Raw genomic sequence first — 22753 nt, forward strand, 5'->3', positions numbered from 1 at the left:
CTCAGAGCCTTTATGCTCTGAGCTTTTTTATATAGAAAATAATTTCTGGATCACCTTCATCTAAGTTTTCAATTATTCCACTACGCATAAATCCATTCGCTTTAAAAACTTTTTGCATATTTGCATTCGATTCGTTCGTTGAAGAAAAAATTTTTTGCGTAGGAGAATTACTTAACATATAGGAGATTAATGAGCTTGCATGGCCTTGTCTTCTTTTTGTTGGCGAAACAATGATTAATGAGAGGAACGTGTAGCTAAAGAAGTTCGTATCATACGTCAGAAAACCTAAAATAGAATTGTCTTCTTTTACAATGATGCATTTCTCCTCATCAATAGCGTGTTTAATATAATTTCGTCTACTATCGTCTCCGATTACATCAATATCTATATGTAAGATTGAATCTAAATCGTCGTTTGAAGCTTTTGTTACGTTCTTCAATAGAAATACCTCCTTTTAAAGTGGAGAAAGAATAATCAGTCAATTGATTCTATCACGGATGAGGAAAAAGGTGAGGAATTCTTATGCAGACAAACACCTATTTTTAACTAGGAAATATGATACAAAAGGTAGGTTAAATTGAAAACAAGGGGTGAAAGGAATGAAAGGGATGGACAATAATGCACCACATGGCTTCTTCGGAGGTGGATCGGATAGTTATGAACAAATGATGTTAATGGGAGGAGCAGGGCAACAAGGATACGGTGGAATTCCGAGCTGGATGGGTGGAGCACATGGAGGATTTCCAACATCGGTGGCTGGAGCACAAACAGGGATTCCGACATTGGTAGGAGGAGCACAAGGGGGAGTACCTGTAGGTATGCCAACTACATTTCCATCTTTCGTAGGAGGAGCACAAGGAGGAGTACCTGTAGGTATGCCAACTACATTTCCATCTTTTGTGGGAGGAGTACAAACAGGATTTCCTGTACCTGGCGTCGGTGTTGTAGCTGGTGGAGTCGGAGGCTTCCCTCAAGGTGTTCACGGTCATCATGTGCACCACGGCCATCACCAACATCATGGTCATCACCAACATCATGGTCATCACCAACATCATGGTCATCACCAACATCATGGCCATCATCAGCAACAGGTACATCATCACGGTCACCACCATATTCATCCGCAAGCTGTTCTTTTCCAAACACACCAAGGCCAACATCATCACCAAGGTCAACACCACCACCAAGGCCAACATCATCACCAAGGTCAACACCACCACCAAGGTCAACACCATCACCAAGGTCAACAGCATCATCAAGGTCAACACCATCACCAAGGTCAACATCATCACCAAGGCCAACAGCATCATCAAGGCCAACAGCATCATCAAGGCCAACAACAATATCAGCAATATCAACAACAGCAACAATCGTCTCCTTGGACAGGTGGAATTGGAGCAGGAGGAGCGGGGGCAGCAGCAGGAGCAGCTAGTATTAGTGGAGCAGCAGGACACGCGGGGCACGTGGGTCATTAATGAGCTGCAGAAAAAAAGACATAATAAAAAACTGCTAGGAAATCCTAGCAGTTTTTTTCAGCTTCTTGGCGCTGACGTTCAATTTCAGCACGAAGTTGTGGTTCTGGTGCTTGCCAGCCTTCTGGTTTTAAAATTTTGCCGTCGCCTTCACGGAATCGAGGTTTCCCATCAGGGAATAGTTTTGCCATGTTTGCGTTGTTTACAATCTCGAATCCTTTATCTGGACGTACGCCCATTTCTGCAAACGTTCCGAATGCAAAGTAAATAAGGTCAATAAGTGCATCGTATTGATCTTCAACAGTAGTTGCTTCTAGAAATTCTTCTAGCTCTTCTTGCATAAAACTTGCACGGATTTTTGCGCGCTCTTCTGTTAGTTTTGTTGGAGTATTTGTTACAGGGTGTCCGAAATCTTCATGCATTTTTGCAACAAGCTCGTACCCTTTATCTAAACCTTTTTCGTTTGTCATGTTGTTTCATCCTTTCTCACTTTGTGCCGAATTTCATTGTAACATAAGGTGATTATTAAATAAAAAAAGGATGTTCTAAAAATATATTGAAACATTCTCTTCTTAGTATGGGGTGTTACTATTGTCAATTTTTGTTGGTAAATCGATATTTTGTGTCGAATCGTTGATATATTTTGAGTTATGGTAGATATATTTGAAAAATCGTTGATATAAATTCATGTACTGTAGCGCTGATTCCAAAATAGAAAATAAAAAGGATGTCATCTAGTCAAAAATCTCGACTTATGAGACATCCTCGCTCGTTATTCTTCTTTTTTTATTAAAATGGATAAAATAAGGTCGATGCCGAACATACCAACGAGTAACATCGGTATAACGACAAGTAAATAACGTGTGAAGGAAACATTTTTTAAGTATGTATGAGCAAATAAAAAGACGCCGAGAAATAAAATACCGTTTAAAATAGGCTTTACTAATTTTTTAGACATAAGCTCCCCCATAAATATCTTCTCTCTCTATCTAAAATAAAAACTCCTCTATCCGTTGTATCATGCCGGAGAGAGGAGTTCAATCATTTCTCATTCAATCACACCAGAATTTGTAATATTTACGGTGTATTTTATATGAATCGGAACATCTTTGTACATTTGTCTCCACTCTTCTAATTTGAATGGGCGATAATGGTGTTTATATTTTGCTCCTAGCCCGAGGGGATCGACGCCTAAAGATTTGAACTGCTTAATTAATTTGGCAGCCTGTACATCCAATTGTTTTTGGACATTTTTTTCAATGTTTTTTGTGTTCTTGTTATTTTCTAAGTTAATTTGTTTCGATAGTTCTTGAATACGTGCATCAAGATGAACGTGAATGAAAAAAGAAGGCTTTCCGTTTTTAATCTTTATATCGTAAGTTGGAACAGAACGAATATTATTAATCATTACGTACGCAGAATCTGTTTTAAATTCATGTGAATCTAATTTATGTTTCTCTAACAGTCCTTTAAATATGAACATATCTTTTTGCGCAATTTTACCGATATATTTATCTTTTTTAAAAAGACCAATTCCGGTGATTTTTATTTTATCACCATGTTTCTTTAAAATTGGAATATAGTAGTCTTGCCCTTCTTGATAATAACGGAATGCTCCTACATGCAGATTATCTCTTGGTAAAGGACCGGTCTCCATATTATGTTCTAGCAACTTTTTTATATAAATTGCAACGTTATATGAAGTTGTATATTTGCCTTTTAAAAGTTCGGTACCATTCCCCTCTAATAAAGCAACATATAAAGCGTTTCCTATATTCACATCTCGAAGTAATGTATCGAATGAAGTAGACATTCCTTTTTTTGCAAGTCTTATCGTATATAGAGCGACACGCATTTGTCCGCTAGCAAACGGTTGAGAAGACTCTAAAGATGTGTCTGCTTTTACTTGTTTTACCGCATTTGCGCTACCTTCAAAAACTTGAACTTTATTTCCTTTTTTCTGAATGGGACAAACGAATGTCACTTTTACTTTATTACCTTTTGCTACATCAAAAACGCTTCCTTGAATAAGTTGTACATCATCGATAATATTTTTTTGTAAACATCCAGTTAAACTGAAGAATGTTATACAAGAAATAAGTATTAATTTGCTTTTGATTTTTTCCATTTTCTTTTCACCCACACAATAATAAATAGAATTGGGATGTATACATAAATGAGCCAAAAACTAACTTTCGATGCATTACTAATAAAATTATTAATATCGTGTCTGCTTGTTAAAAGTTGTGAAACAATGAGGGTGATAAGGATGAAAGCGATTAAAACACCTCTTTGTTTTACGCGAAATATTTCGTGAGTTCCTCTCACTGCAGCCCATAAGGGGAGGATGAAACTAGTGACAATAACGAGTGCATAAGCTGAAATTGCAATATATTCTAGTCTTTCTATAAATGGTAATTGGATTACTTGGGTCATAGAAAGTTGCGACCATATCGTTTTTAACAATTGTTTCTCACTAAAAAATGCAAAGGCTAAAAGGGTACTAAATAAATATAGAAGATTTGAAAATAGTGCCCCGTATTGAGCGTATTTATGAGATTGCATAGGTTTTTTCACAAATGGATAAACCATGAGGTAAATCTCAAAACCGGTCATACTGTAGATGGACAGTTGAGAGGCTTTTAAAATATTTGAAAAAGAATGTGTGAATATAGGAAGTAGATTATCCCAATGTGAGTATTTCAAAACAAATAGGCTAAGCAATAAATATCCCAATGTACCACCAACAGATATAACACAAATACCAGTAATGACACGAAAGCCAGAAGAAATAATGTAGTAGCTAACTAAGCATAAAAAAAGTGTTAACATCCAAGTTGAAGCGGTAGGAAACATCCACACTTGAATAATTTCAACGTATGTTCGAATGACGGAAATACTGACGATTAAAAAATAAGCAGCAAAGATGATATTAATACAGTCCCCAAGCCATTTTCCAAATGTTTGCCGATGTAAATCAATTAAATTACCGTTTGTTTCTTTTAATAAGACATACATCATCCATATAAGAATATGGATACAAAATCCTGTGATTAAAACTCCCATCCAGCCGTCGTATCCAGCAGCTTTTGCAATAATTCGAGCGAACCCGAGAACTCCGGCACCAAACTGTGCACTGTGAATTAAGAAGAAAACAAAGACAGGAGATATTTGATATTTTTCTTGAACTTTACTCATCAATGCACCTCATTTCTTAATCATCGAAGTCCGATCTATGTTTTGTTGAAATTCCTTTCGCTGCTTTTTTTACATGTTGTGGTCTTGCTTGCACATCTCTTGTATCAATCATTGTTAAAGGGAAACGAATCCAAGAATCTTTAACTGATTGTTGCCTTGTCGGGTAAAATAAAGCGTATGGCTTACGTAAGGAAGTAAGTCTAAATAGATGAGTAAATAAAAAGATAAATCCAAGAGAAATACCGAAAAGTCCACCTATTTCTGCAAATATGAGAAACGGGAAGCGTAGTAATCGAACAGCGTTACCCATTTTATAAATAGGTGTAATAAAGGAAGCGAGTGCTGATAGTGCAACGATAATTAATAAAATATTACTCGTTAAACCAGCTTGTACAGAGGCTTGCCCGATTACGATACCGCCTACAATACCGAGTGTTTGCCCGACTTTCATCGGTAACCTTGCACCGGCTTCTCTTAATAAGTCGATTGCGAGTTCTAAAAAGAGCGCTTCAATTAAAGGGGGGAACGGTACTTGTGCCCTTGATAAAATTAAAGTCTCAAGTAAATCACTTGGAATGAGTTCATAATGATAATTTAAAACTGCAACGTATAACGGTGTAGCACAAATTGAAAATAGAACGGCGATTAATCTTAAAATTCTTGAAAATGTAGCATACAGCCAAGAGACGTTATAGTCTTCTGGTGAAATGAAAAAATCAAAATAGGATACTGGAGTAAGTAGCACGCTTGGAGAACCATCGACAAAAATAGCGATTTTTCCATCAATGAGTGCTTTTGTAACTCTATCAGTGCGTTCTGTATTGATATAGAGAGGGAAAATCGACTTTTCTCCCATCAATTCTTGTATATAAGCACTATCATTAATTTGATCGTATTCAAGAGCGCGTAAAGATTCCTCTAGAAAATCAACGTTATCTTTTTCAGCGAGGTTGTCTAAATACATCATGACAACTTTTGTTTTTGAAAATTCGCCGATAATCATCTCTTTTGTTTGTAAATCTAAAACTGGAAGACGTTTTCGTACTAAATTAATGTTCGTATCAATATCCTCTACGAAACCTTCTTGAGGACCGATAACAGTCGATTCATTTAAAGGAGGAGTTGGTGCACGATAATTATCGATTGCAATGTTTGCAAGCATACATTTTTGATCTTGCTGATTCAATTGAATGATCGCATGCCCCTTTAAAACCATATCCTCAATTTTTTGTAAGTCATTCGTAATTGTGATACCACTCATCGGAATATGTTCCTTCAGTTCTTCTAGTGAAGCATTAGGTCGTTCCAAAAGAGTAGGCATTAAATACTTTTGCAATTTCTCCCCATCAAGTGAAGGACGATAGTAAGAAATCCAATATGGCATCGTTTCATCATCAGATGTGTGATAATTAACAAAATCACTAGACTTCTTGAGCTTCTCTATTAAATCTTGTAGTGAATGAAGACGGTCTTTTTCTGGCTTCGAAAAATCATAAATACTATTACTTTCAGAGCTTTGTTGTTTATTCTGAGAAGAATTATTTTGTTTCGAGTTTTGCTGTTTCTCATGAGAAGAGTCGTCTTGTTTAGAATTTTGTTGTTTCTCATGAGAAGAGTCGTCTTGTTTAGAATTTTGTTGTTTCTCATGGGAAGAGTCGTCTTGTTTAGAATTTTGTTGTTTCTCATGAGAGTAATCATCTTGTTTCGATTTTTTTTGCTCGCTACTATCACCTTTATTATGTTTCATACTTCTAGTCTGATCTTTGTTCTCATTCTCTTGATTACTAGGCTGCTGCTTCGGGTTATCTGCTTCTTTTGTTTCTGTTGAATTTGATTTTTTTTTCTTACGTAGCCAATTCCAAATCATATGTATGCCCTCTTTGAGTTTGTAATATAGTGCTATTTTGTGGCTAATTTTGTATATTATTCATTTATTTATGAAAAGAAGAAGGAGATTGATTTGCATAGAAAAAAACCTTTAGTAAGCAGTTCATACTATAACGGGAAGAGGGAGAGGCTGTGCAAATTGTAAAAAAAGAGAAGTTTGCATTAAATGAGTTTACATTTGAGAATGGTAGGGAAATTCCTGTTCAAATGGGATATGAGACGTATGGTATTTTAAATAGAGAAAGGTCAAATGCCATTTTGGTTTGTCATTATTTTAGTGCAACAAGTCATGCAGCAGGAAAATATACTGTGCATGATGAGGAGTCTGGTTGGTGGGATGGGCTAATTGGACCTGGGAAAGCGATTGATACAAATAAATATTTTGTTATATGTACTGATAATCTTTGTAATGTACAGGTGAAGAACCCGTATGTAATTACAACGGGACCGAAGTCGATTAATCCAGAAACAGGGGAAGAATATGTTATGGATTTCCCTGTGTTTACCTTTCTTGATGTAGCTCGTATACAATATGAGTTAATGAAAAATATGGGAATCTCAAGATTACATGCTGTAATAGGGCCGTCGGCGGGTGGAATGATTGCGCAGCAATGGGCTGTTCACTACTCTTATATGGTAGAGCGAATGATTGGCGTTATTACGAACCCCCAAAATCCAATTATAACGTCAGTAAATGTAGCGCAAAATGCGATTGAAGCAATTCAACTAGATTCAAGTTGGAAGGGCGGGAAATATGGAGAAACACAGCCAATGCAGGGGCTTCATTTAGCAAACAGAATGATGTTTATGAACGCTTTTGATGAGCATTTTTATGAAACGGCATTTCCTCGTAACAGTATTGAGGTAGAACCTTATGAAAAGTTTTCTACATTAACATCATTTGAGAAAGAGATAAATAAAGTGACATACAAAAGTATAGAGTTAGTAGATGCAAATTCGTGGATGTACACTGCGAAAGCAGTTTTATTGCATGATATTGGGCATGGATTTTCTTCTTTGGAAGAGGCTCTTTCTAACATAGAAGCGAATGTACTTATGATTCCGTGTAAACAAGATTTACTTCAGCCGTCTCGTTACAATTATAAAATGGTAGACATTTTGCAAAAACAAGGGAAGTATGCGGAGGTCTATGAAATAGAAAGTATAAATGGGCATATGGCGGGAGCGTTAGATATTCATTTATTTGAAAAGAAAGTTTATGAATTTTTAAATCGGAAAGTGTCTAGTTTTGTGTAGAAAATAAATGATGTGAAAAAGGTGCAATATGTGTAGTAGGCACCTTTTTTTACATGATTTGTAGACGGAAAATATATGTAGCGATTGCTATACCGAAGAACGCTATACTAAGTAATAGAAATAAGAATGACATTTCTTGGGGAGATTTTAACTTTTTATTATTTTTCATACTGAGTACAATAATTGCGGCGGTTAAAAAAATAATGCTCATAATGAAAAGAAAAAGTGTCATTTTAATCGACTCCTTTCATAAAACAAGTATATTGAGGATACAATGCGATAGAGATGTTTGTAAAGAATAAGTTTTACGGAGAAATTGAGAAATAAATTCTCCATTCTTTGCGTTCCTTCTTTTGCATGCTAAAATTGATTAGAAATGGTTGTTTAAAGAAGAAACGAAAGGTTTTATTGTATATAAGGAGGAACGACATATGACAGAAGTAAAAACAATTACAACAGAAGAAGTACAAGAGCGTTTAGAAAATGGAGAAACGTTATTTTTAGTAGATGTAAGGGAAGATGAAGAAGTAGCAGCAGGGAAAATTCCAGAAGCGGTACATATTAAAATGGGTGATATCCCAAATAAAGTAGACTTCTTTAATAAAGAGAATGAATATATCTTTATTTGCCGTTCGGGAATGCGCAGTGAGAATGTATGCCATTATTTAAATGAGCAAGGATTTAAAACAGTGAATATGGTTGGCGGTATGCTTCAATATGAAGGCGAAATGAAATAGTTAATTACTAAAAACTTGAAACGAGTCTGTTTCAAGTTTTTTTCTTTTGCATACAGTATACAAAAGGAGGAGGGGGAAATGGGGATTAATTTGCGTAAAGTAAAAATTATTAATAATACAGGAGCTGTTAATGTCGGTGACTGTTATGATATCTCACCTTTAGCTGTAGCGAAAATATACGCGGGTGCTGGAGGATCGAGTGCGGCTATTTTTTTAAATGGAAAAAGGCAGCCAGAAGCGGTGATTAGAACATCAGTATTCCTTCCGCCATTAGCAACGAGTACACGTACATTAGGTTCGTAGAGGAAAGGTAGAGTGTAATTATGCCTGCGCATATAAAAGAGTTTGTTATTGTTAATAATACTGGGAATATATTTACAGGTGACAATTTGAGTGATACTTCATTTACTGCTACGAAATCGTATAGTGGTTCAATGGGATGTACTTGGATTGATGTTGTTACAGTAATAGGAACAGAGACGAAGCTTTGTTTACAGCCGGGTGATTCTGTGACGACAACATATACACGAGGTACTCCTGCTGGTACTGTAACAGGAACAAATATGGGGCAAAGTGTAAATGCATCGAGTATAGCGCAAGCTGTCCCGAATACAGATAATATGGATTCGATTGCTGGACTCCCTTAAGGAATTAAGGGGGTTTTTATTTATTTGAAATAAAAATAGTCTTTGAGATTGTTTTTGTAAATACATATTAAGAAGAAAAGGTTTGTTTAATGTCAAAAAAAGATGGTATGTAGGTGGTGAAAGTGTGAAAGAGCGCGATAAACAAAATTCATTAAACTCTAATTTCAGAATTTCACCAAATCTTATTGGCCCTACTTTTCCTCCCGTTCCAACGGGATTTACTGGCATTGGGATTACTGGCCCAACAGGTCCACAAGGTCCAACTGGCCCACAAGGACCAAGAGGATTTCAAGGCCCGATGGGGGAGATGGGCCCAACAGGACCTCAAGGTGTGCAAGGAATTCAAGGGCCAGTCGGACAAATAGGTGCGACAGGACCAGAAGGACAGCAGGGGCCACAAGGATTGAGAGGACCACAAGGAGAAACTGGAGCGACAGGTTTACAGGGTGTGCAAGGATTACAAGGGCCCATTGGTCCAACAGGTCCGATTGGAGTACAAGGGATACAGGGTGTACAGGGATTACAGGGTCCGATTGGAGCTACCGGACCTGAGGGTTCTCAAGGAATCCAAGGAGTGCAAGGGATACCGGGAGCAACAGGTCCACAAGGGATTCAAGGAGTGCAAGGAATCCAAGGGACAGAGGGACCGAGTGGAAGTACGGGAACAACAGGAGCAACAGGTCAAGGGATTACAGGCCCGACAGGAATAACAGGTCCAACAGGTATAACTGGACCTTCAGGAGGCCCTCCAGGTCCAACTGGCCCGACAGGAGCAACAGGTCCTGGGGGTGGACCGAGTGGAAGTACAGGGGTGACAGGACCAACAGGAGCAACTGGAAATACTGGAGCAACAGGTCAGGGGCTAACCGGTCCGACAGGAAGTACAGGAGAAACAGGTGCGCAGGGGCTACAAGGGATACAAGGAATTCAAGGGCCAATTGGCCCAACAGGTCCAGAAGGGCCACAGGGAATTCAAGGTATTCCTGGTCCGACGGGAGTAACTGGTGAGCAAGGGATCCAAGGTGTTCAGGGGATTCAAGGAATAACGGGAGCAACCGGAGATCAAGGCCCACAAGGTATACAGGGAGCTATAGGACCTCAAGGTGTAACAGGAGCAACAGGAGATCAAGGTCCACAAGGTATACAAGGAGTACCAGGTCCAGAAGGAGCAACGGGCCCGCAAGGAGTTCAAGGGATTCAAGGTCCGATGGGAGATATAGGACCGACAGGTCCGGAAGGGCCAGAAGGACTTCAGGGCCCGCAAGGAATCCAAGGAGTGCCAGGACCAGTTGGAGCAACAGGCCCAGAGGGTCCTCAAGGGATCCAGGGAATTCAAGGGCCAGTAGGAGCGACAGGTCCACAAGGTCCACAAGGAATACAGGGAATACAAGGTGTGCAAGGGATAACGGGAGCAACAGGAGCACAAGGAGCAACCGGAATTCAAGGGATACAAGGGGAAATAGGAGCAACCGGTCCAGAGGGCCCGCAAGGAGTGCAAGGTGCTCAAGGGGCAATTGGTCCAACAGGTCCGATGGGGCCACAGGGAGTGCAAGGAATTCAAGGGATTCAAGGAGCAACAGGTGCACAAGGAGTGCAAGGACCACAAGGAATTCAAGGGATACAAGGTCCGACGGGAGCGACAGGAGATACGGGAGCAACTGGGGCGACAGGGGAAGGAACTACAGGTCCAACTGGAACAACAGGTCCAACAGGGGTAACGGGACCTTCAGGAGGACCAGCAGGACCGACTGGCCCAACGGGACCATCAGGTCCGACAGGAGTGACAGGTCCATCCGGTGGGCCACCTGGCCCGACCGGAGCAACCGGTTCGACAGGGGCAACCGGAGATACCGGAGCGACAGGGCCGGTTGGAGTGACAGGAGCGACAGGAGAAACGGGAGCAACCGGAGTGACGGGTTTACAGGGTCCACAAGGAATCCAAGGTGTGCAAGGAGAAATAGGTCCAACAGGCCCGCAAGGAATACAAGGTCCACAAGGGATACAAGGAGTAACTGGGGCGACGGGAGATCAAGGTCCACAAGGAATACAAGGTCCTCAAGGAATTCAAGGGCCAACTGGACCACAAGGAATTCAAGGAGAACAAGGTCTACAAGGGATACAAGGAGTAACCGGGGCGACGGGAGCACAAGGACCACAGGGAATTCAAGGGATACAAGGAATCCAAGGTCCGACCGGTCCACAAGGCCCAACTGGAATACAAGGAGTGCAAGGGGAAATAGGTCCAACAGGTCCTCAAGGAGTGCAAGGCTTACAAGGCCCACAGGGAATTCAAGGCCCAACGGGAGTCACGGGAGCGACCGGAGCAACCGGAGCAACCGGAGCAACAGGGCTACAAGGAATTCAAGGCCCGCAAGGAATCCAAGGTCCAACCGGAGCCACGGGAGTAACCGGTTCACAAGGTTCAACTGGTGATACGGGTCCAACAGGTTCACAAGGAATCCAAGGTCCAACAGGCCCAACCGGAGCTGGAGCAACCGGAGCCACTGGGGCGACCGGGGTGACTGGAGTTAGTACAACTGCAACGTATGCATTTGCGAATAATACATCAGGAACCGCTATTTCCGTTTTATTAGGCGGTACGAATATCCCATTACCAAACAATCAAAATATTGGACCAGGAATAACCGTTAGTGGTGGAAATACTGTATTTACAGTTGCGAATGCAGGGAATTATTATATAGCCTATACAATTAATCTAACGGCAGGATTAGTTGTAAGTTCTCGTATAACTGTAAATGGCAGTCCGCTTGCGGGAACGATAAACTCCCCGGCAGTGGCTACTGGTTCATTTAGTGCACCGATAATTGCTAACTTACCTGCTGGAGCCGCTGTTAGCTTGCAATTATTTGGATTAGTTGCAATAGCTACATTATCTACAATAACGCCAGGAGCTACTCTAACTATTATTAGATTAAGTTAATAAACAGAAAACCTTGGAACTTTTATGTTTCAAGGTTTTTTTATCCTAGTATTTAAGAAGCAACCTGGCTAATCAGAGGGGAATGGATAACCTCCTATTGTTTAAAGTTTCACTTTATTCGCCTTAGCAAAAACATCGCAGTTCGAAAATATATTATAATAGAATGAAAAGAAAGAAATTTGGCAGAAAGGGAGGGTGGCGATGCAGGAGATGGTTAAAGACTTTTTTGGACGCCCACTTCAAGATTTACGCATATCTGTCATTGATCGTTGCAATTTTAGATGTACATATTGTATGCCAGCAGAAGTATTTGGACCTGATTATGCTTTTTTGAAAGATGAGTTTTTACTGACATTTGATGAAATTGAACGTTTGGCAAAAGTGTTTGTTAGCATCGGTGTACGAAAAATTAGACTTACTGGTGGCGAACCACTGCTTCGTAAAGATTTAACAAAACTTATTGCACGTCTCGTGAAAATTGACGGGCTAGTAGATATAGGGTTAACGACAAATGCGATTCATTTAACGAAACAAGCGAAGGCATTAAAAGAAGCTGGATTACATAGAGTGAATGTTAGTTTAGATGCGATAGATGATGATACATTTAGAAATATTAATGGTCGAAATATTAATACGAAACCTGTGATTAAGGGCATTATAGCAGCAAAAGAGGCAGGACTTGAAGTAAAAGTAAATATGGTTGTGAAACAAGGGATGAACGATCATCAAGTACTACCGATGGCTGCATATTTTAAAGAACAAGGAATCACGCTTAGATTTATTGAGTTTATGGACGTTGGTAGTACGAATGGATGGAATTTTGATCAAGTAGTTACAAAGCGGGAATTAATTGAGACGATTCATGGAGTGTATCCGCTTGAGCAAGCTGAAGCGCATTATTTTGGTGAAGTTGCGAAACGATATCGGTATGTTGGAACAAATGTAGAGGTCGGTTTTATTACTTCTGTTTCTGAGTCATTTTGTTCTTCTTGTACGAGAGCGAGAATTTCGGCGGATGGAAAGTTCTATACTTGTTTGTTTGCGACGGAAGGATTGGATATAAGGGAACTTCTTAGAGATAATCTTTCGGATGAAGAGCTATTACATGTTATACAAGATGTATGGATGAATAGAAAAGATAGATATTCAGATGAACGGACAGAAGAAAGTGCAAAAAATCGTCCGAAAATTGAAATGTCTTATATAGGAGGATAAGGAAGGGGGCTATCGTATGCAGGAGCGATATTCAAGACAAATATTATTTCCTGGTGTTGGAGAAGAAGGGCAGCGAAAAATAAGAGAGAAGCATGTGCTTATTATCGGCGCTGGTGCCCTAGGTGCGGCAAATGCAGAAGCGATTGTTAGAGCAGGTGTTGGAAAAGTAACGATTGCAGATCGTGATTATGTAGAATGGAGCAATTTACAAAGACAACAATTATATACAGAAGAAGATGCAAAGCAGTATAAACCGAAGGCGGTAGCGGCAGCAGAACATTTAAAAGCGATTAATTCTGAGGTGGAAATTAATCCAGTTGTAACTGATGTAACGGTGCAAGAAATGGAAGAACTAGTGAATAGTGTAGACTTAATATTAGATGCGACAGATAATTTTGAAACGCGTCTTCTCATTAATGATATTTCACAAAAGTATAATATTCCGTGGATATATGGTGGTTGTGTCGGAAGTTACGGAGTGACTTATACAATTTTACCAGGGAAAACACCGTGTTTCCGCTGTTTAATGGAGCATCCGGCGAGTGGAGCAACATGTGATACAGTTGGTATTATACAGCCAGCGGTGCAGTTAGTAGTTGCGCATCAAATAACAGAGGCATTGAAAATATTAGTAGAAGACTTTGGTGCGCTTCGTGAAACGATGCTATCGTTTGACCTTTGGAATAATCAGCAGATGGCATTTAAAGTGAATAGGCAGAAAAAAGATACGTGTTTATCTTGTGGAAGATTACGTACATATCCGAGTTTAACATTTGAAGCACAAACGAAAACGGAAGTGTTATGTGGGCGGAATACAGTACAAATTCGTCCAGGGGTGCGGAAAGATTTTAATTTAGAAGAAATTAAAAAGCGCTTACAAAAAAGTGTAGAGGTAAAGGCAACACCTTATTTATTATCATTCCCGATAGAAGAATATCGATTTGTTCTATTTACAGATGGTAGGGCATTTATTCATGGGACAAATGATATGAATGTAGCGAAAAGTTTATATGCAAGATATATAGGTTGAACCTAAAGGAAATCCTTTAGGTTCAACGGAGAGGATTACGAATTTCTCGTATAATCTCCACTTTTTCCACCTGTTTTTTCAAGTAAGTACGTTTCACCAATAATCATACCTTTATCAACAGCTTTACACATATCATACACGGTAAGAGCCGTAGCAGAAGCAGCTGTTAAAGCTTCCATTTCAACGCCAGTGCTACCTTCTGTTTTAACTTTTACTTCAATAAGTAATCGATATTGTTCTTCTGATTGTTTCCAATCGAAAGAAACGTCAACACCTTTTAATAATAAAGGATGGCACATTGGGATAATATCAGAAGTACGTTTTGCAGCCATAATGCCTGCGATTTGGGCAACTGCTAATACGTCACCTTTCCCAATTTCATTGTGAGAGATTTTATCGTAAATTTCTTTCGTAACTACAATGCTAGAGCACGCAATTGCTGTTCGAACGGTTGTTTTTTTGTCGCTTATATCAACCATCTTCGCGCGTCCTTGGTCATTAAAGTGTGTGAATGAAGACATGGAATTCCTCCTTGAAGTAATTTCTGTTTAATATATAAAGTTTAATCGAGATAAAAAAAATTGCAAATATGAGGTGAGAAACGATGGTAGAAAAACGAATTCCAATTCAAGTTGCTGAGGCAGTAGAGCGGGTAATGAAATATGCGAAGCATGGTGAAGTAGAAGAAGTTTCTATTACGGAAAGTTACGGGAGAATTCTTGGGGAAGATGTTGTCTCAGATCATGACGTTCCTCATTTTGATCGTTCTCCTTACGATGGTTTCGCAATTCGAGCAGAAGATACGAAAGAAGCGAATCAAGAGAATCCAGTTGAATTTGAAGTGATAGGAGAAATTGGAGCGGGGTCTGTTTTTGTAGAAGAGGTAGGTTCTTTTGAAGCAGTTCGTATTATGACGGGAGCAGCTATTCCAGAGGATTGCAATGCAGTCGTAATGCTAGAACTGACAGAAGGATTTGAGAAGAACGGAAAAACATATATGAGGTTAAAGCGTCCTTTTAATAGTGGTGACAATGTGTCATTTAAAGGAGAAGATATAAAACAAAATCAAGTTCTCGTTAAGAAAGGTGTTGCAATTAATCCAGGTGTTGCTGCGCTATTAGCGACGTTTGGATATAGTACTGTGAAAGTTGTAAAACAGCCTGTTGTCGGTATTGTAACGACAGGGAGTGAATTACTAGAAGTACACGAGTCGTTAGAGCCAGGAAAGATTAGAAATAGTAACTCTTATATGATTGCCGCTCAAATTATGAAAGCTGGTGGAAAGGTCCGATATTATGGCCAACTTGCTGATGAGCTAGATGCATGTTTTACAGCTGTTCAATCGGCGATGGATGAGGTTGATATTTTAATTACAACAGGCGGTGTTTCGGTAGGAGATTATGACTACTTACCAGCTATATATGAAAGATTACAGGCGAATGTCCTCTTTAATAAAATAGCTATGAGACCAGGAAGTGTAACGACAGTAGCTGAAGTTGATGGGAAGTTACTTTTCGGTTTATCAGGAAATCCGTCCGCTTGTTATGTAGGCTTTGAATTATTTGTGCATCCGATTATAAAAACGTATTTGTATGCGAAGGAGCCTCACGTATATAGAGCTGATGCTATTTTACAAAAAGATTTTCCAAAGCCAAATCCATTTACTCGTTTCGTAAGAGCAAACGTGACGATCGTGGATGGGGCATTACAAGCGATGCCGGTCGGTTTAGATAAATCGAGTGCGGTCTCTTCACTTGCGGATGCAAATGCGTTTATCGTGTTGCCCGGAGGAACGAGAGGATTTGAGGCAGGGATGAAAGTATCCGTATTATTGTTAGAGCACTCGGAGGGATGTGATTGGCCTTGGGCAAAGCCTCTTCAATCATACAAATAGTAGGATATCAAAATAGCGGGAAAACAACACTTGTAGAAAAAGTTGTGCATGCTTTAGCCGAAAGTGAAATGAAAGTTGCTACAATTAAACATCACGGGCACGGAGGTTTTCCAACAGTAGCGCAAAAAGATAGTGAAAGACACAGAAAAGCCGGTGCTGTCGTAAGTAGTGTAGAAGGTGCGGGATTACTTTCACTTTCTTCGTTAAGAGAGGAATGGTCCTTACAAGAAATTATTCACTTATATGAGTTTTTTGAAGTGGATACAATTTTAATAGAGGGCTATAAAAAAGAGAACTATCCGAAAGTAGTATTACTTCGTTCTGCAGAAGACATTGAACTTGTACATAAAGTAGAAAATGTAGTAGCGGTCATTACGTGGTATAATGCGCCGGTAAATTTACGAGAAGAATATAAAGTATTTCATATAACAGAAGAAAAGTTGTACATAGACTGGTTTTTACAAACGGTTAGGAGTGCGAAATGACAAATACATATTATGAAGTAATTGATACAGAAATCTCGATTGAAGAGGTAGCCAAGAAAGTAATTCGCCGTGAATGCGGTGCTGTTACAACGTTTATTGGAACGGTTAGGGAGTTTACGAAAGGGCGTCGTACATTATACTTAGAGTATGTCGCTTATAAGACGATGGCAGAAAAGATGCTACAGAAAATCGGCTCAGAAGTGAAGGAGAAATGGCCAGGTACACACGTTGCGATCACGCATCGCATCGGTACATTGCAAATTTCTGATATCGCGGTTGTTGTGGCTGTTTCAACACCGCATCGTAAAGCGGCCTATGAAGCGAATGAATATATTATGGAACGCATAAAACAAATTGTTCCCATTTGGAAAAAGGAGTTTTGGGAAGATGGTGACTCGTGGATTGGTGACCAATTAGAAAAAACGCCATATCCGGCGGGAGAGCCTGGGAAGGAGTTATAAGTATGATTCGAGTATTGTTATTTGCGCATTTGCAAGAAGAAGCAGGAACAAGTGAATTACGAATAGAGAAAGAAAATATTACGGTTGCAGAGTTAAAAGATATTGTTGCCAATGAATATAATGTACCAGTATCAGCGCCAATTATGGTTGCAATTAATGAAGAATACGCAAATGAAGATGATAAAATTCAATCTGGTGATGTTGTTGCACTCATACCACCAGTGAGCGGTGGTTAATATTGGATTCATTAAAACGACTTTCCTGAATAGGGGAAGTCGTTTTTTTATGGCATTTTTGAGAACACTAATTTATAGAACAAGGAGGGCATTATGAAAAAAATATGTGTAATGATGACGATGATATGTTCTATCTTTCTCTTTTCTCCAAGCGACTCTTTGGCGAAAGAATCGAAAGAACAACTTTTAGAGAGTGCGCTCTTAAATCGATATTACTCCGTTATAAGGCAAGCGACAGAAGATCAATATGAATGTGATTCAGTTATAAATATAAAGCGTCTCGGCAAGAAAGATGAATTCGTTCCTCGATTTGAAGTGACGCTACAATTTCTTACTTTTCAAGGTGCACATAATCCGCCAAATGACAAAGTTACACTTACTTTGGAAGATAATTTAGATCACATAAAGATCAAGAAAGTGGAAAGAGAAAAAAATGTTTCTAGTGCGATCGCAGAAAAGGTTTGCGCACGAGCGAAGGAAAAAATGAAAGCACACTCTAACGGTGTAGAGCGGTAACTGATGACATTTCGTAAAGAAAGGTAATGAGCCATGGATATATTTTTAGCGATTTTACCAGCTATATTTTGGGGAAGTATTGTGCTATTTAACGTGAAACTGGGCGGTGGACCGTATAGTCAAACGCTTGGCACAACGCTTGGTGCACTTATTTTCTCGATTGTTGTTTATATTTTTGTAAAGCCAGTATTAACTCCTACCGTTATTGGAGTTGGGATTGTGTCAGGTTTATTTTGGGCACTTGGTCAGGCGAATCAATTGAAAAGTATTGATTTAATGGGTGTTTCGAGGACGATGCCAATTTCAACAGGACTGCAATTAGTTGCGACGACTTTATTTGGCGTTATCGTATTTCATGAATGGTCCACGACAATTTCAGTCGTCCTTGGAATTTTAGCGCTCGTTTGTATTCTTATCGGTGTTATTTTAACGTCACTTCAAAGTGAAGAAGAAAAAAATGCAGAGCAAGCGGCAAATTTTAAAAGGGGCATCATAATTTTATTAATTTCAACAGTCGGTTATTTAGTTTATGTAGTAGTTATTAGGCTATTTAACGTAGATGGTTGGTCGGCTTTATTACCACAGGCAGTTGGTATGGTGTTAGGAGGTATTTTACTTACGTTTAAACATCATCCATTTAATAAATATGCGATACGAAATATTATTCCAGGATTAATTTGGGCAGCTGGAAATATGTTTTTATTCATTTCGCAGCCACGTGTCGGAGTCGCAACAAGCTTTTCGCTATCGCAAATGGGAATTGTTATTTCGACGCTTGGCGGGATTCTTATATTAGGCGAAAGAAAAACGAAACGTCAATTAACAGGTATCGTTGTTGGCATCGTTTTTATTATTGCAGCCGGAATTATGTTAGGAATTGCAAAAGGTTAAGGAGGTATGGAAATGTATAGTGATTTAGAAGGGAAAGTCGTCGTTATTACAGGATCAGCAACGGGTCTCGGAAGAGCGATGGGAGTAAGGTTTGCTAAGGAGAAAGCAAAGGTCGTTATTAACTATCGCTCGCGAGATTCAGAAGCGAATGATGTGTTAGAAGAAATTAAAAAGGTAGGCGGAGAAGCGATTGCTGTAAAAGGTGATGTGACGGTCGAGGCTGATGTTATGAATCTCATTCAATCTGCTGTGAAAGAGTTTGGTACGCTCGACGTTATGATTAATAATGCAGGAATAGAAAACGCGGTACCGTCGCATGAGATGCCGTTAGAAGATTGGAATAAAGTAATCAATACAAATTTAACAGGCGCTTTTTTAGGGAGCCGTGAAGCGATTAAATATTTTGTGGAACACGACATTAAAGGATCTGTCATTAATATGTCTAGCGTTCATGAGAAAATTCCGTGGCCACTATTCGTGCACTACGCAGCGAGTAAGGGCGGTATTAAACTTATGACAGAAACGTTAGCGTTAGAGTATGCACCAAAAGGTATTCGAGTAAATAATATTGGACCAGGTGCAATAAATACGCCAATTAATGCTGAAAAGTTTGCTGATCCAAAGCAGCGTGCTGACGTAGAAAGTATGATACCGATGGGCTACATTGGAAAACCTGAAGAAATCGCAGCAGTAGCAACTTGGCTCGCTTCATCAGAGGCGAGTTACGTAACTGGAATTACGTTATTTGCAGATGGTGGAATGACGTTATATCCATCGTTTCAAGCTGGGCGTGGGTAATATAAAAGGACGAAGAGATAAAACTCTTCGTCCTTTTTTCACAAAAAAAAATAGCGGCCAGCTATTTTAAAATTAGTGATTAATTGTCTCTTGAAGAAATTCTGTCGCTTGATGTTCAGAAACGTCTTGTACGAGCGCAACTTCACTAATCATCATTTTACGTGCATTATCTAGCATTTGTTTTTCGCTCGCATTTAATGCTCTTTCTTTATTACGGCGAAGTAAATCCCGAACAACTTCTGCACTATCTTGCAGATTGCCGTTTTTCATTTTTTCCATATTCATTGTATATCTTTGTTTCCATGAGAGTGATGGGTCTGATTCCCCATTTTGAAATTCAAGAAGTATATCATTTAACGTACCTTTATCGACGATATAACGAATACCTGATTTTTGTAATTGATCCATCGGAAGCATTACTTGCATATCTTTACTAAGGATGCGTATCACACAATATTGACGCGAAGTACCTAATATTTCTTTCTCCTCAATTGCTTCGATGATCCCTGCACCGTGCATTGGATAAACGATTTTATCACCAATTTGAAACAAATCATCCACCTCCATATGTGGTAACCACTTTTAATGATAACATAAGTTCGTAAAAATGTCAAATTTTATATAATACCATATTGAATACATTTGAGTCAATATGTAAAAGGTCTTTTTTTATGTATTTTTTTATGGTTTTATGTGAAATAAATATAGGTGACTTTTTTAGAAAAATAGTACAGGATGAAGAAGGGGCATATCCACTTATTTTTAAGCATAAAATGTAAAATCGCTAATACAATATACCTAAATCCGTTCTTTGCAAAGGAGGGAGAGAAGGTGGGGCACACAATAAAAATTGATATTACAAATAAAGTTGTAGCTAAATTTAGATCAAATTATTTGGAATTATATACGAGTAAATTTATGATAGGTAAGTTTTATGTCTATACTGAAGATAAACAATATGTGTTAGAAGACGGATATATATATGAAAATGGAAAGTTTTATCGCATCATAGATACGCACCGTGGCAATAATCAAGCGGCGGAGGGCTGCGATCTAGGATGGTGTTAACATGATTCGTGTGAAAGTGTTTGATGAAAGTCACGAAAAAGACTTAGAAGACGCTGTAAATGTGTTTTTGAAAAAGATTGATGATAGTCACTTTGTAGATATTAAGTACCAAGTTGGTGTTTCTATTAACGATGATGAAAACCAAATTTATTGTTTTTCAGCAATGATTGTTTATAAAGCATAAAAAAGAGCTGGGTGAGCCAGCTCTTTTTTATGCTTTATGTTGGGACAACATGGGTTGGTAATACGTTCATAATAGATTGGGGTGCGCCTAATTTCTTTGTCGTTAAAAGGTTTGCCTCTGTTTCATGATCTTGGGCATCTTTACACATACCAAGGTGATAACGATCACCTAAAAATGGATCAATATAAAAACCGTTTTTGAATACTTTATCATTCGGATGTTTTTCATGGTGAATGTCAGAACAGTTAATGCAATAGAACATAGCTTTCATCCCGATACGATAAACTTAACTAAATCTATATAATTCAATCAAATTTACACAAGTTAGTGCTTCATCGTGTTCTCGCAACCCCGAAGGGACGAGGGGTATAACACTCCACACGAGGCAGTATCGTTACCTCCTATTATCAAGCATTTATTTTACCCATCTTGATAAATTTATCGCAGCATTTACATCCCTATCATGATGGCTATTGCACCTAACACAACGCCACTCACGTATTTTTAAACTCCACTGTCCTTCTGGTTGGACTGAATGGTCGTATTTAACGCCGCAACATGAGCAAATCTTACTTGAGGCGAACCATTTATCAGCTTTTACATACTCAGTGCCGTACTTCTCACACTTGTATGATAAACATTGAAAGAAGAAGTTTAATTTTTGAAATGAAAATGCTTTTGATAGTTTTTTGTTTTTTAACAGGTTTGAGATAGATAAGTCTTCCACAACAATCCTCATTGGTTTGGTTTTCACCAATGTAGCTGATGCTTGATGGATATGGTTATTTCGGATATTCGTAATTTTCCTAGATAACCGCAGGTGCTCAGCTTTAGCTTTTTCATATCCGACAGATTGAATTTTTACACCTTTTTTAAATCTCCTAGACATATCTCTTTGTGCTGACTTTTTCCTTTTCAAAAGTTTTTTAACCTTAGCATCTTTGTTTATATTTCGTTCTTTCATACCATTAGAAGCTACAAAAAGCTCTTTTAAACCAACATCCACACCAATCGACTCATCGGTTAGTTCTTGTAATTCAAAGTCTTCTTGGAACCCTACACTCATCCACCAGTGACGACCATCAAATGTAACTCTTGGATTGGATGTTTTTTTGTTTCTTGGTAGTTGTTGGCTTGTTTTCACTACTCCAATGGACTGAATATGAACTACTTTCTTTCCTATAATCAGTCTTTCATAATTGGCATAAAATCCTTGGATTAAATCTTTTTTGGATTTATAAGAAGTGTGATAACCATTTTTGTACTTTTTGAACGAATTTTTTCTCGCCTTATCAAAATCTTTTGAAGCCTGTTTGGGAACTTGTGCATTGATGTCTTCTAACCACTCATATCTCTTTCGCTTCTTGATCTTTGTAAATCGTTTCTGTAAAGCTAACTGTGAAACAGATTTTCCAAATAGCTTATAGTATCTATCACTCATTCTTTTACAATAGTTATAAGCAAATCTTGCAGCACCAGCATGGTTTCTAAGCACTTTTTCTTGTTCAGGCTTTGGAATTAGTCTGACTTTCTTCGCCAATATCATCAGAATTTAACTCCTTTAATGAAAGATTTGTTCTTCTGAATAGTAGCGTGTTCCACTAGCATTCTCCTGAGAGCACTCGGATGCAAACCTGTTAATTCTGATACTTGACTAACTCGTAAAAATTTCATTATTATCCTTACCTCATTGAATTTAACATAGCACATACGTTCGATAGATTCAATGAGGTTTGATAGATTTAATTAAATGTATCTCGTTCAACTAAGGGCGCAATTCCTTAGCCAGTTCTCTTATGAACTTCTCATGTTTTCACATGAGCGCAGACTATATGT

28 protein-coding genes are annotated in these 22753 nt (G+C 38.7%); 17 read left to right on the plus strand and 11 right to left on the minus strand.

Going from position 1 to position 22753, the window contains the following annotated elements:
* Positions 1-10: 10 nt before the first annotated feature.
* Positions 11-439 carry a GNAT family N-acetyltransferase gene (locus tag JDS95_RS19005; RefSeq protein WP_000800326.1) on the minus strand — a complete coding sequence of 143 codons (429 nt, stop codon included), beginning with the start codon at positions 437-439 and terminating at the stop codon, positions 11-13.
* A gap of 160 nt (positions 440-599) precedes the next feature.
* Between JDS95_RS19005 and JDS95_RS19010 the strand changes: the two genes are divergently transcribed.
* Positions 600-1475, plus strand: a complete 876-nt coding sequence (locus tag JDS95_RS19010; RefSeq protein ID WP_085450529.1) for a VrrB protein — start codon at positions 600-602, stop codon at positions 1473-1475.
* A gap of 44 nt (positions 1476-1519) precedes the next feature.
* On the opposite strand, the gene JDS95_RS19015 is transcribed toward JDS95_RS19010, so the two are convergent.
* The 5 genes from JDS95_RS19015 to JDS95_RS19035 form a co-directional block, all read right to left on the minus strand.
* The gene (locus tag JDS95_RS19015; RefSeq protein ID WP_000180546.1) at positions 1520-1942 is read right to left on the minus strand and encodes a pyrophosphohydrolase domain-containing protein; all 423 of its coding nucleotides are present in this window, start codon (positions 1940-1942) and stop codon (positions 1520-1522) included.
* Between the two features lie 302 nt (positions 1943-2244).
* Entirely contained in the window at positions 2245-2430 is a 186-nt protein-coding gene (locus JDS95_RS19020) for a hypothetical protein (RefSeq protein WP_000038783.1), read from the minus strand.
* Between the two features lie 90 nt (positions 2431-2520).
* A complete protein-coding gene (gene gerHC / locus JDS95_RS19025; protein ID WP_000411380.1) occupies positions 2521-3600 on the minus strand; it encodes a spore germination protein GerHC in 1080 nt (359 codons plus the stop codon).
* Entirely contained in the window at positions 3576-4670 is a 1095-nt protein-coding gene (locus JDS95_RS19030; protein WP_085450530.1) for a spore germination protein, read from the minus strand. Before JDS95_RS19030 ends, gerHC begins: the two co-directional genes overlap by 25 nt.
* Positions 4671-4686: 16 nt before the next feature.
* The gene (locus JDS95_RS19035; protein WP_199690718.1) at positions 4687-6537 is read right to left on the minus strand and encodes a spore germination protein; all 1851 of its coding nucleotides are present in this window, start codon (positions 6535-6537) and stop codon (positions 4687-4689) included.
* Positions 6538-6689: 152 nt separating this feature from the next.
* On the opposite strand from JDS95_RS19035, the gene JDS95_RS19040 reads away from it, so the two are divergent.
* On the plus strand, positions 6690-7814 hold the full coding sequence (locus tag JDS95_RS19040; protein WP_001167602.1) for a homoserine O-acetyltransferase family protein: 1125 nt from the start codon (positions 6690-6692) through the stop codon (positions 7812-7814).
* A 49-nt stretch (positions 7815-7863) separates the two neighbouring features.
* On the opposite strand, the gene JDS95_RS19045 is transcribed toward JDS95_RS19040, so the two are convergent.
* A complete protein-coding gene (locus JDS95_RS19045; protein WP_000171892.1) occupies positions 7864-8046 on the minus strand; it encodes a hypothetical protein in 183 nt (60 codons plus the stop codon).
* 199 nt (positions 8047-8245) lie between these two features.
* On the opposite strand from JDS95_RS19045, the gene JDS95_RS19050 reads away from it, so the two are divergent.
* From JDS95_RS19050 to JDS95_RS19075, 6 genes are all read left to right on the plus strand, one after another.
* Positions 8246-8551: a rhodanese-like domain-containing protein gene (locus tag JDS95_RS19050; RefSeq protein ID WP_000141215.1), complete on the plus strand. Its 306-nt coding sequence runs from the start codon at positions 8246-8248 to the stop codon at positions 8549-8551.
* A 78-nt stretch (positions 8552-8629) separates the two neighbouring features.
* Positions 8630-8854, plus strand: coding sequence for a spore germination protein (locus JDS95_RS19055; RefSeq protein WP_000512461.1), 225 nt, complete (start codon positions 8630-8632; stop codon positions 8852-8854).
* A 20-nt stretch (positions 8855-8874) separates the two neighbouring features.
* Positions 8875-9198: a hypothetical protein gene (locus tag JDS95_RS19060; RefSeq protein WP_001110863.1), complete on the plus strand. Its 324-nt coding sequence runs from the start codon at positions 8875-8877 to the stop codon at positions 9196-9198.
* A 124-nt stretch (positions 9199-9322) separates the two neighbouring features.
* A complete protein-coding gene (locus JDS95_RS19065; RefSeq protein WP_085450532.1) occupies positions 9323-12139 on the plus strand; it encodes a BclA-related collagen-like exosporium protein in 2817 nt (938 codons plus the stop codon).
* A gap of 201 nt (positions 12140-12340) precedes the next feature.
* Positions 12341-13354, plus strand: a complete 1014-nt coding sequence (gene moaA, locus JDS95_RS19070; protein WP_085450533.1) for a GTP 3',8-cyclase MoaA — start codon at positions 12341-12343, stop codon at positions 13352-13354.
* A 16-nt stretch (positions 13355-13370) separates the two neighbouring features.
* Positions 13371-14384, plus strand: a complete 1014-nt coding sequence (locus JDS95_RS19075) for a molybdopterin-synthase adenylyltransferase MoeB (RefSeq protein ID WP_001158078.1) — start codon at positions 13371-13373, stop codon at positions 14382-14384.
* 35 nt (positions 14385-14419) lie between these two features.
* Here JDS95_RS19075 and moaC read toward each other — a convergent pair whose 3' ends face one another.
* Complete coding sequence (gene moaC / locus JDS95_RS19080) at positions 14420-14905, minus strand: cyclic pyranopterin monophosphate synthase MoaC (protein WP_000094153.1); 486 nt, start codon at positions 14903-14905, stop codon at positions 14420-14422.
* Between the two features lie 83 nt (positions 14906-14988).
* On the opposite strand from moaC, the gene moeA reads away from it, so the two are divergent.
* From moeA to JDS95_RS19115, 7 genes are all read left to right on the plus strand, one after another.
* Positions 14989-16278 carry a molybdopterin molybdotransferase MoeA gene (gene moeA, locus JDS95_RS19085; RefSeq protein WP_000229709.1) on the plus strand — a complete coding sequence of 430 codons (1290 nt, stop codon included), beginning with the start codon at positions 14989-14991 and terminating at the stop codon, positions 16276-16278.
* Entirely contained in the window at positions 16242-16763 is a 522-nt protein-coding gene (gene mobB / locus JDS95_RS19090) for a molybdopterin-guanine dinucleotide biosynthesis protein B (protein ID WP_033660824.1), read from the plus strand. The genes moeA and mobB overlap by 37 nt, the downstream gene beginning before the upstream one ends.
* Entirely contained in the window at positions 16760-17224 is a 465-nt protein-coding gene (gene moaE, locus JDS95_RS19095) for a molybdopterin synthase catalytic subunit MoaE (RefSeq protein WP_000185931.1), read from the plus strand. Before mobB ends, moaE begins: the two co-directional genes overlap by 4 nt.
* Positions 17225-17226: 2 nt before the next feature.
* A complete protein-coding gene (gene moaD / locus JDS95_RS19100) occupies positions 17227-17460 on the plus strand; it encodes a molybdopterin converting factor subunit 1 (RefSeq protein ID WP_000621781.1) in 234 nt (77 codons plus the stop codon).
* Positions 17461-17553: 93 nt separating this feature from the next.
* Positions 17554-17976 carry a DUF3888 domain-containing protein gene (locus JDS95_RS19105; protein ID WP_000717665.1) on the plus strand — a complete coding sequence of 141 codons (423 nt, stop codon included), beginning with the start codon at positions 17554-17556 and terminating at the stop codon, positions 17974-17976.
* A 33-nt stretch (positions 17977-18009) separates the two neighbouring features.
* Entirely contained in the window at positions 18010-18867 is an 858-nt protein-coding gene (gene glcU, locus JDS95_RS19110) for a glucose uptake protein GlcU (RefSeq protein WP_000350875.1), read from the plus strand.
* Positions 18868-18879: 12 nt separating this feature from the next.
* The gene (locus JDS95_RS19115) at positions 18880-19665 is read left to right on the plus strand and encodes a glucose 1-dehydrogenase (RefSeq protein ID WP_000286691.1); all 786 of its coding nucleotides are present in this window, start codon (positions 18880-18882) and stop codon (positions 19663-19665) included.
* Between the two features lie 72 nt (positions 19666-19737).
* Here JDS95_RS19115 and JDS95_RS19120 read toward each other — a convergent pair whose 3' ends face one another.
* Positions 19738-20232, minus strand: a complete 495-nt coding sequence (locus JDS95_RS19120) for a CarD family transcriptional regulator (RefSeq protein ID WP_000451448.1) — start codon at positions 20230-20232, stop codon at positions 19738-19740.
* Between the two features lie 264 nt (positions 20233-20496).
* Between JDS95_RS19120 and JDS95_RS31165 the strand changes: the two genes are divergently transcribed.
* Both JDS95_RS31165 and JDS95_RS19130 read left to right on the plus strand, forming a co-directional pair.
* Complete coding sequence (locus tag JDS95_RS31165) at positions 20497-20733, plus strand: DUF2553 family protein (protein WP_000510185.1); 237 nt, start codon at positions 20497-20499, stop codon at positions 20731-20733.
* A 1-nt stretch (position 20734) separates the two neighbouring features.
* On the plus strand, positions 20735-20917 hold the full coding sequence (locus tag JDS95_RS19130) for a sporulation protein Cse60 (protein WP_000621749.1): 183 nt from the start codon (positions 20735-20737) through the stop codon (positions 20915-20917).
* A 34-nt stretch (positions 20918-20951) separates the two neighbouring features.
* On the opposite strand, the gene JDS95_RS19135 is transcribed toward JDS95_RS19130, so the two are convergent.
* Positions 20952-21179, minus strand: a complete 228-nt coding sequence (locus JDS95_RS19135; RefSeq protein ID WP_000498976.1) for a DUF3973 domain-containing protein — start codon at positions 21177-21179, stop codon at positions 20952-20954.
* A 153-nt stretch (positions 21180-21332) separates the two neighbouring features.
* Entirely contained in the window at positions 21333-22463 is a 1131-nt protein-coding gene (locus tag JDS95_RS19140; RefSeq protein WP_199690719.1) for an RNA-guided endonuclease InsQ/TnpB family protein, read from the minus strand.
* Positions 22464-22753: the final 290 nt, after the last annotated feature.

Origin of the sequence: Bacillus cereus group sp. N24 (genome assembly GCF_016483345.1) — a bacterium.
Taxonomy (GTDB): Bacteria; Bacillota; Bacilli; order Bacillales; family Bacillaceae_G; genus Bacillus_A; species Bacillus_A toyonensis.

Bases quoted from the DNA above. Each gene is read 5' to 3' on its own strand.
- JDS95_RS19010 (WP_085450529.1), top strand. From the start codon at position 600: ATGAAAGGGATGGACAATAATGCACCACATGGCTTCTTCGGAGGTGGA.
- JDS95_RS19015 (WP_000180546.1), bottom strand. From the start codon at position 1,942: ATGACAAACGAAAAAGGTTTAGATAAAGGGTACGAGCTTGTTGCAAAA.
- JDS95_RS19020 (WP_000038783.1), bottom strand. From the start codon at position 2,430: ATGTCTAAAAAATTAGTAAAGCCTATTTTAAACGGTATTTTATTTCTC.
- gerHC (WP_000411380.1), bottom strand. From the start codon at position 3,600: ATGGAAAAAATCAAAAGCAAATTAATACTTATTTCTTGTATAACATTC.
- JDS95_RS19030 (WP_085450530.1), bottom strand. From the start codon at position 4,670: ATGAGTAAAGTTCAAGAAAAATATCAAATATCTCCTGTCTTTGTTTTC.
- JDS95_RS19035 (WP_199690718.1), bottom strand. From the start codon at position 6,537: ATGATTTGGAATTGGCTACGTAAGAAAAAAAAATCAAATTCAACAGAA.
- JDS95_RS19045 (WP_000171892.1), bottom strand. From the start codon at position 8,046: ATGACACTTTTTCTTTTCATTATGAGCATTATTTTTTTAACCGCCGCA.
- JDS95_RS19050 (WP_000141215.1), top strand. From the start codon at position 8,246: ATGACAGAAGTAAAAACAATTACAACAGAAGAAGTACAAGAGCGTTTA.
- JDS95_RS19055 (WP_000512461.1), top strand. From the start codon at position 8,630: ATGGGGATTAATTTGCGTAAAGTAAAAATTATTAATAATACAGGAGCT.
- JDS95_RS19060 (WP_001110863.1), top strand. From the start codon at position 8,875: ATGCCTGCGCATATAAAAGAGTTTGTTATTGTTAATAATACTGGGAAT.
- moaA (WP_085450533.1), top strand. From the start codon at position 12,341: ATGCAGGAGATGGTTAAAGACTTTTTTGGACGCCCACTTCAAGATTTA.
- JDS95_RS19075 (WP_001158078.1), top strand. From the start codon at position 13,371: ATGCAGGAGCGATATTCAAGACAAATATTATTTCCTGGTGTTGGAGAA.
- moaC (WP_000094153.1), bottom strand. From the start codon at position 14,905: ATGTCTTCATTCACACACTTTAATGACCAAGGACGCGCGAAGATGGTT.
- moeA (WP_000229709.1), top strand. From the start codon at position 14,989: ATGGTAGAAAAACGAATTCCAATTCAAGTTGCTGAGGCAGTAGAGCGG.
- moaE (WP_000185931.1), top strand. From the start codon at position 16,760: ATGACAAATACATATTATGAAGTAATTGATACAGAAATCTCGATTGAA.
- moaD (WP_000621781.1), top strand. From the start codon at position 17,227: ATGATTCGAGTATTGTTATTTGCGCATTTGCAAGAAGAAGCAGGAACA.
- JDS95_RS19105 (WP_000717665.1), top strand. From the start codon at position 17,554: ATGAAAAAAATATGTGTAATGATGACGATGATATGTTCTATCTTTCTC.
- glcU (WP_000350875.1), top strand. From the start codon at position 18,010: ATGGATATATTTTTAGCGATTTTACCAGCTATATTTTGGGGAAGTATT.
- JDS95_RS19115 (WP_000286691.1), top strand. From the start codon at position 18,880: ATGTATAGTGATTTAGAAGGGAAAGTCGTCGTTATTACAGGATCAGCA.
- JDS95_RS19120 (WP_000451448.1), bottom strand. From the start codon at position 20,232: ATGGAGGTGGATGATTTGTTTCAAATTGGTGATAAAATCGTTTATCCA.
- JDS95_RS19130 (WP_000621749.1), top strand. From the start codon at position 20,735: ATGATTCGTGTGAAAGTGTTTGATGAAAGTCACGAAAAAGACTTAGAA.
- JDS95_RS19135 (WP_000498976.1), bottom strand. From the start codon at position 21,179: ATGTTCTATTGCATTAACTGTTCTGACATTCACCATGAAAAACATCCG.
- JDS95_RS19140 (WP_199690719.1), bottom strand. From the start codon at position 22,463: ATGATATTGGCGAAGAAAGTCAGACTAATTCCAAAGCCTGAACAAGAA.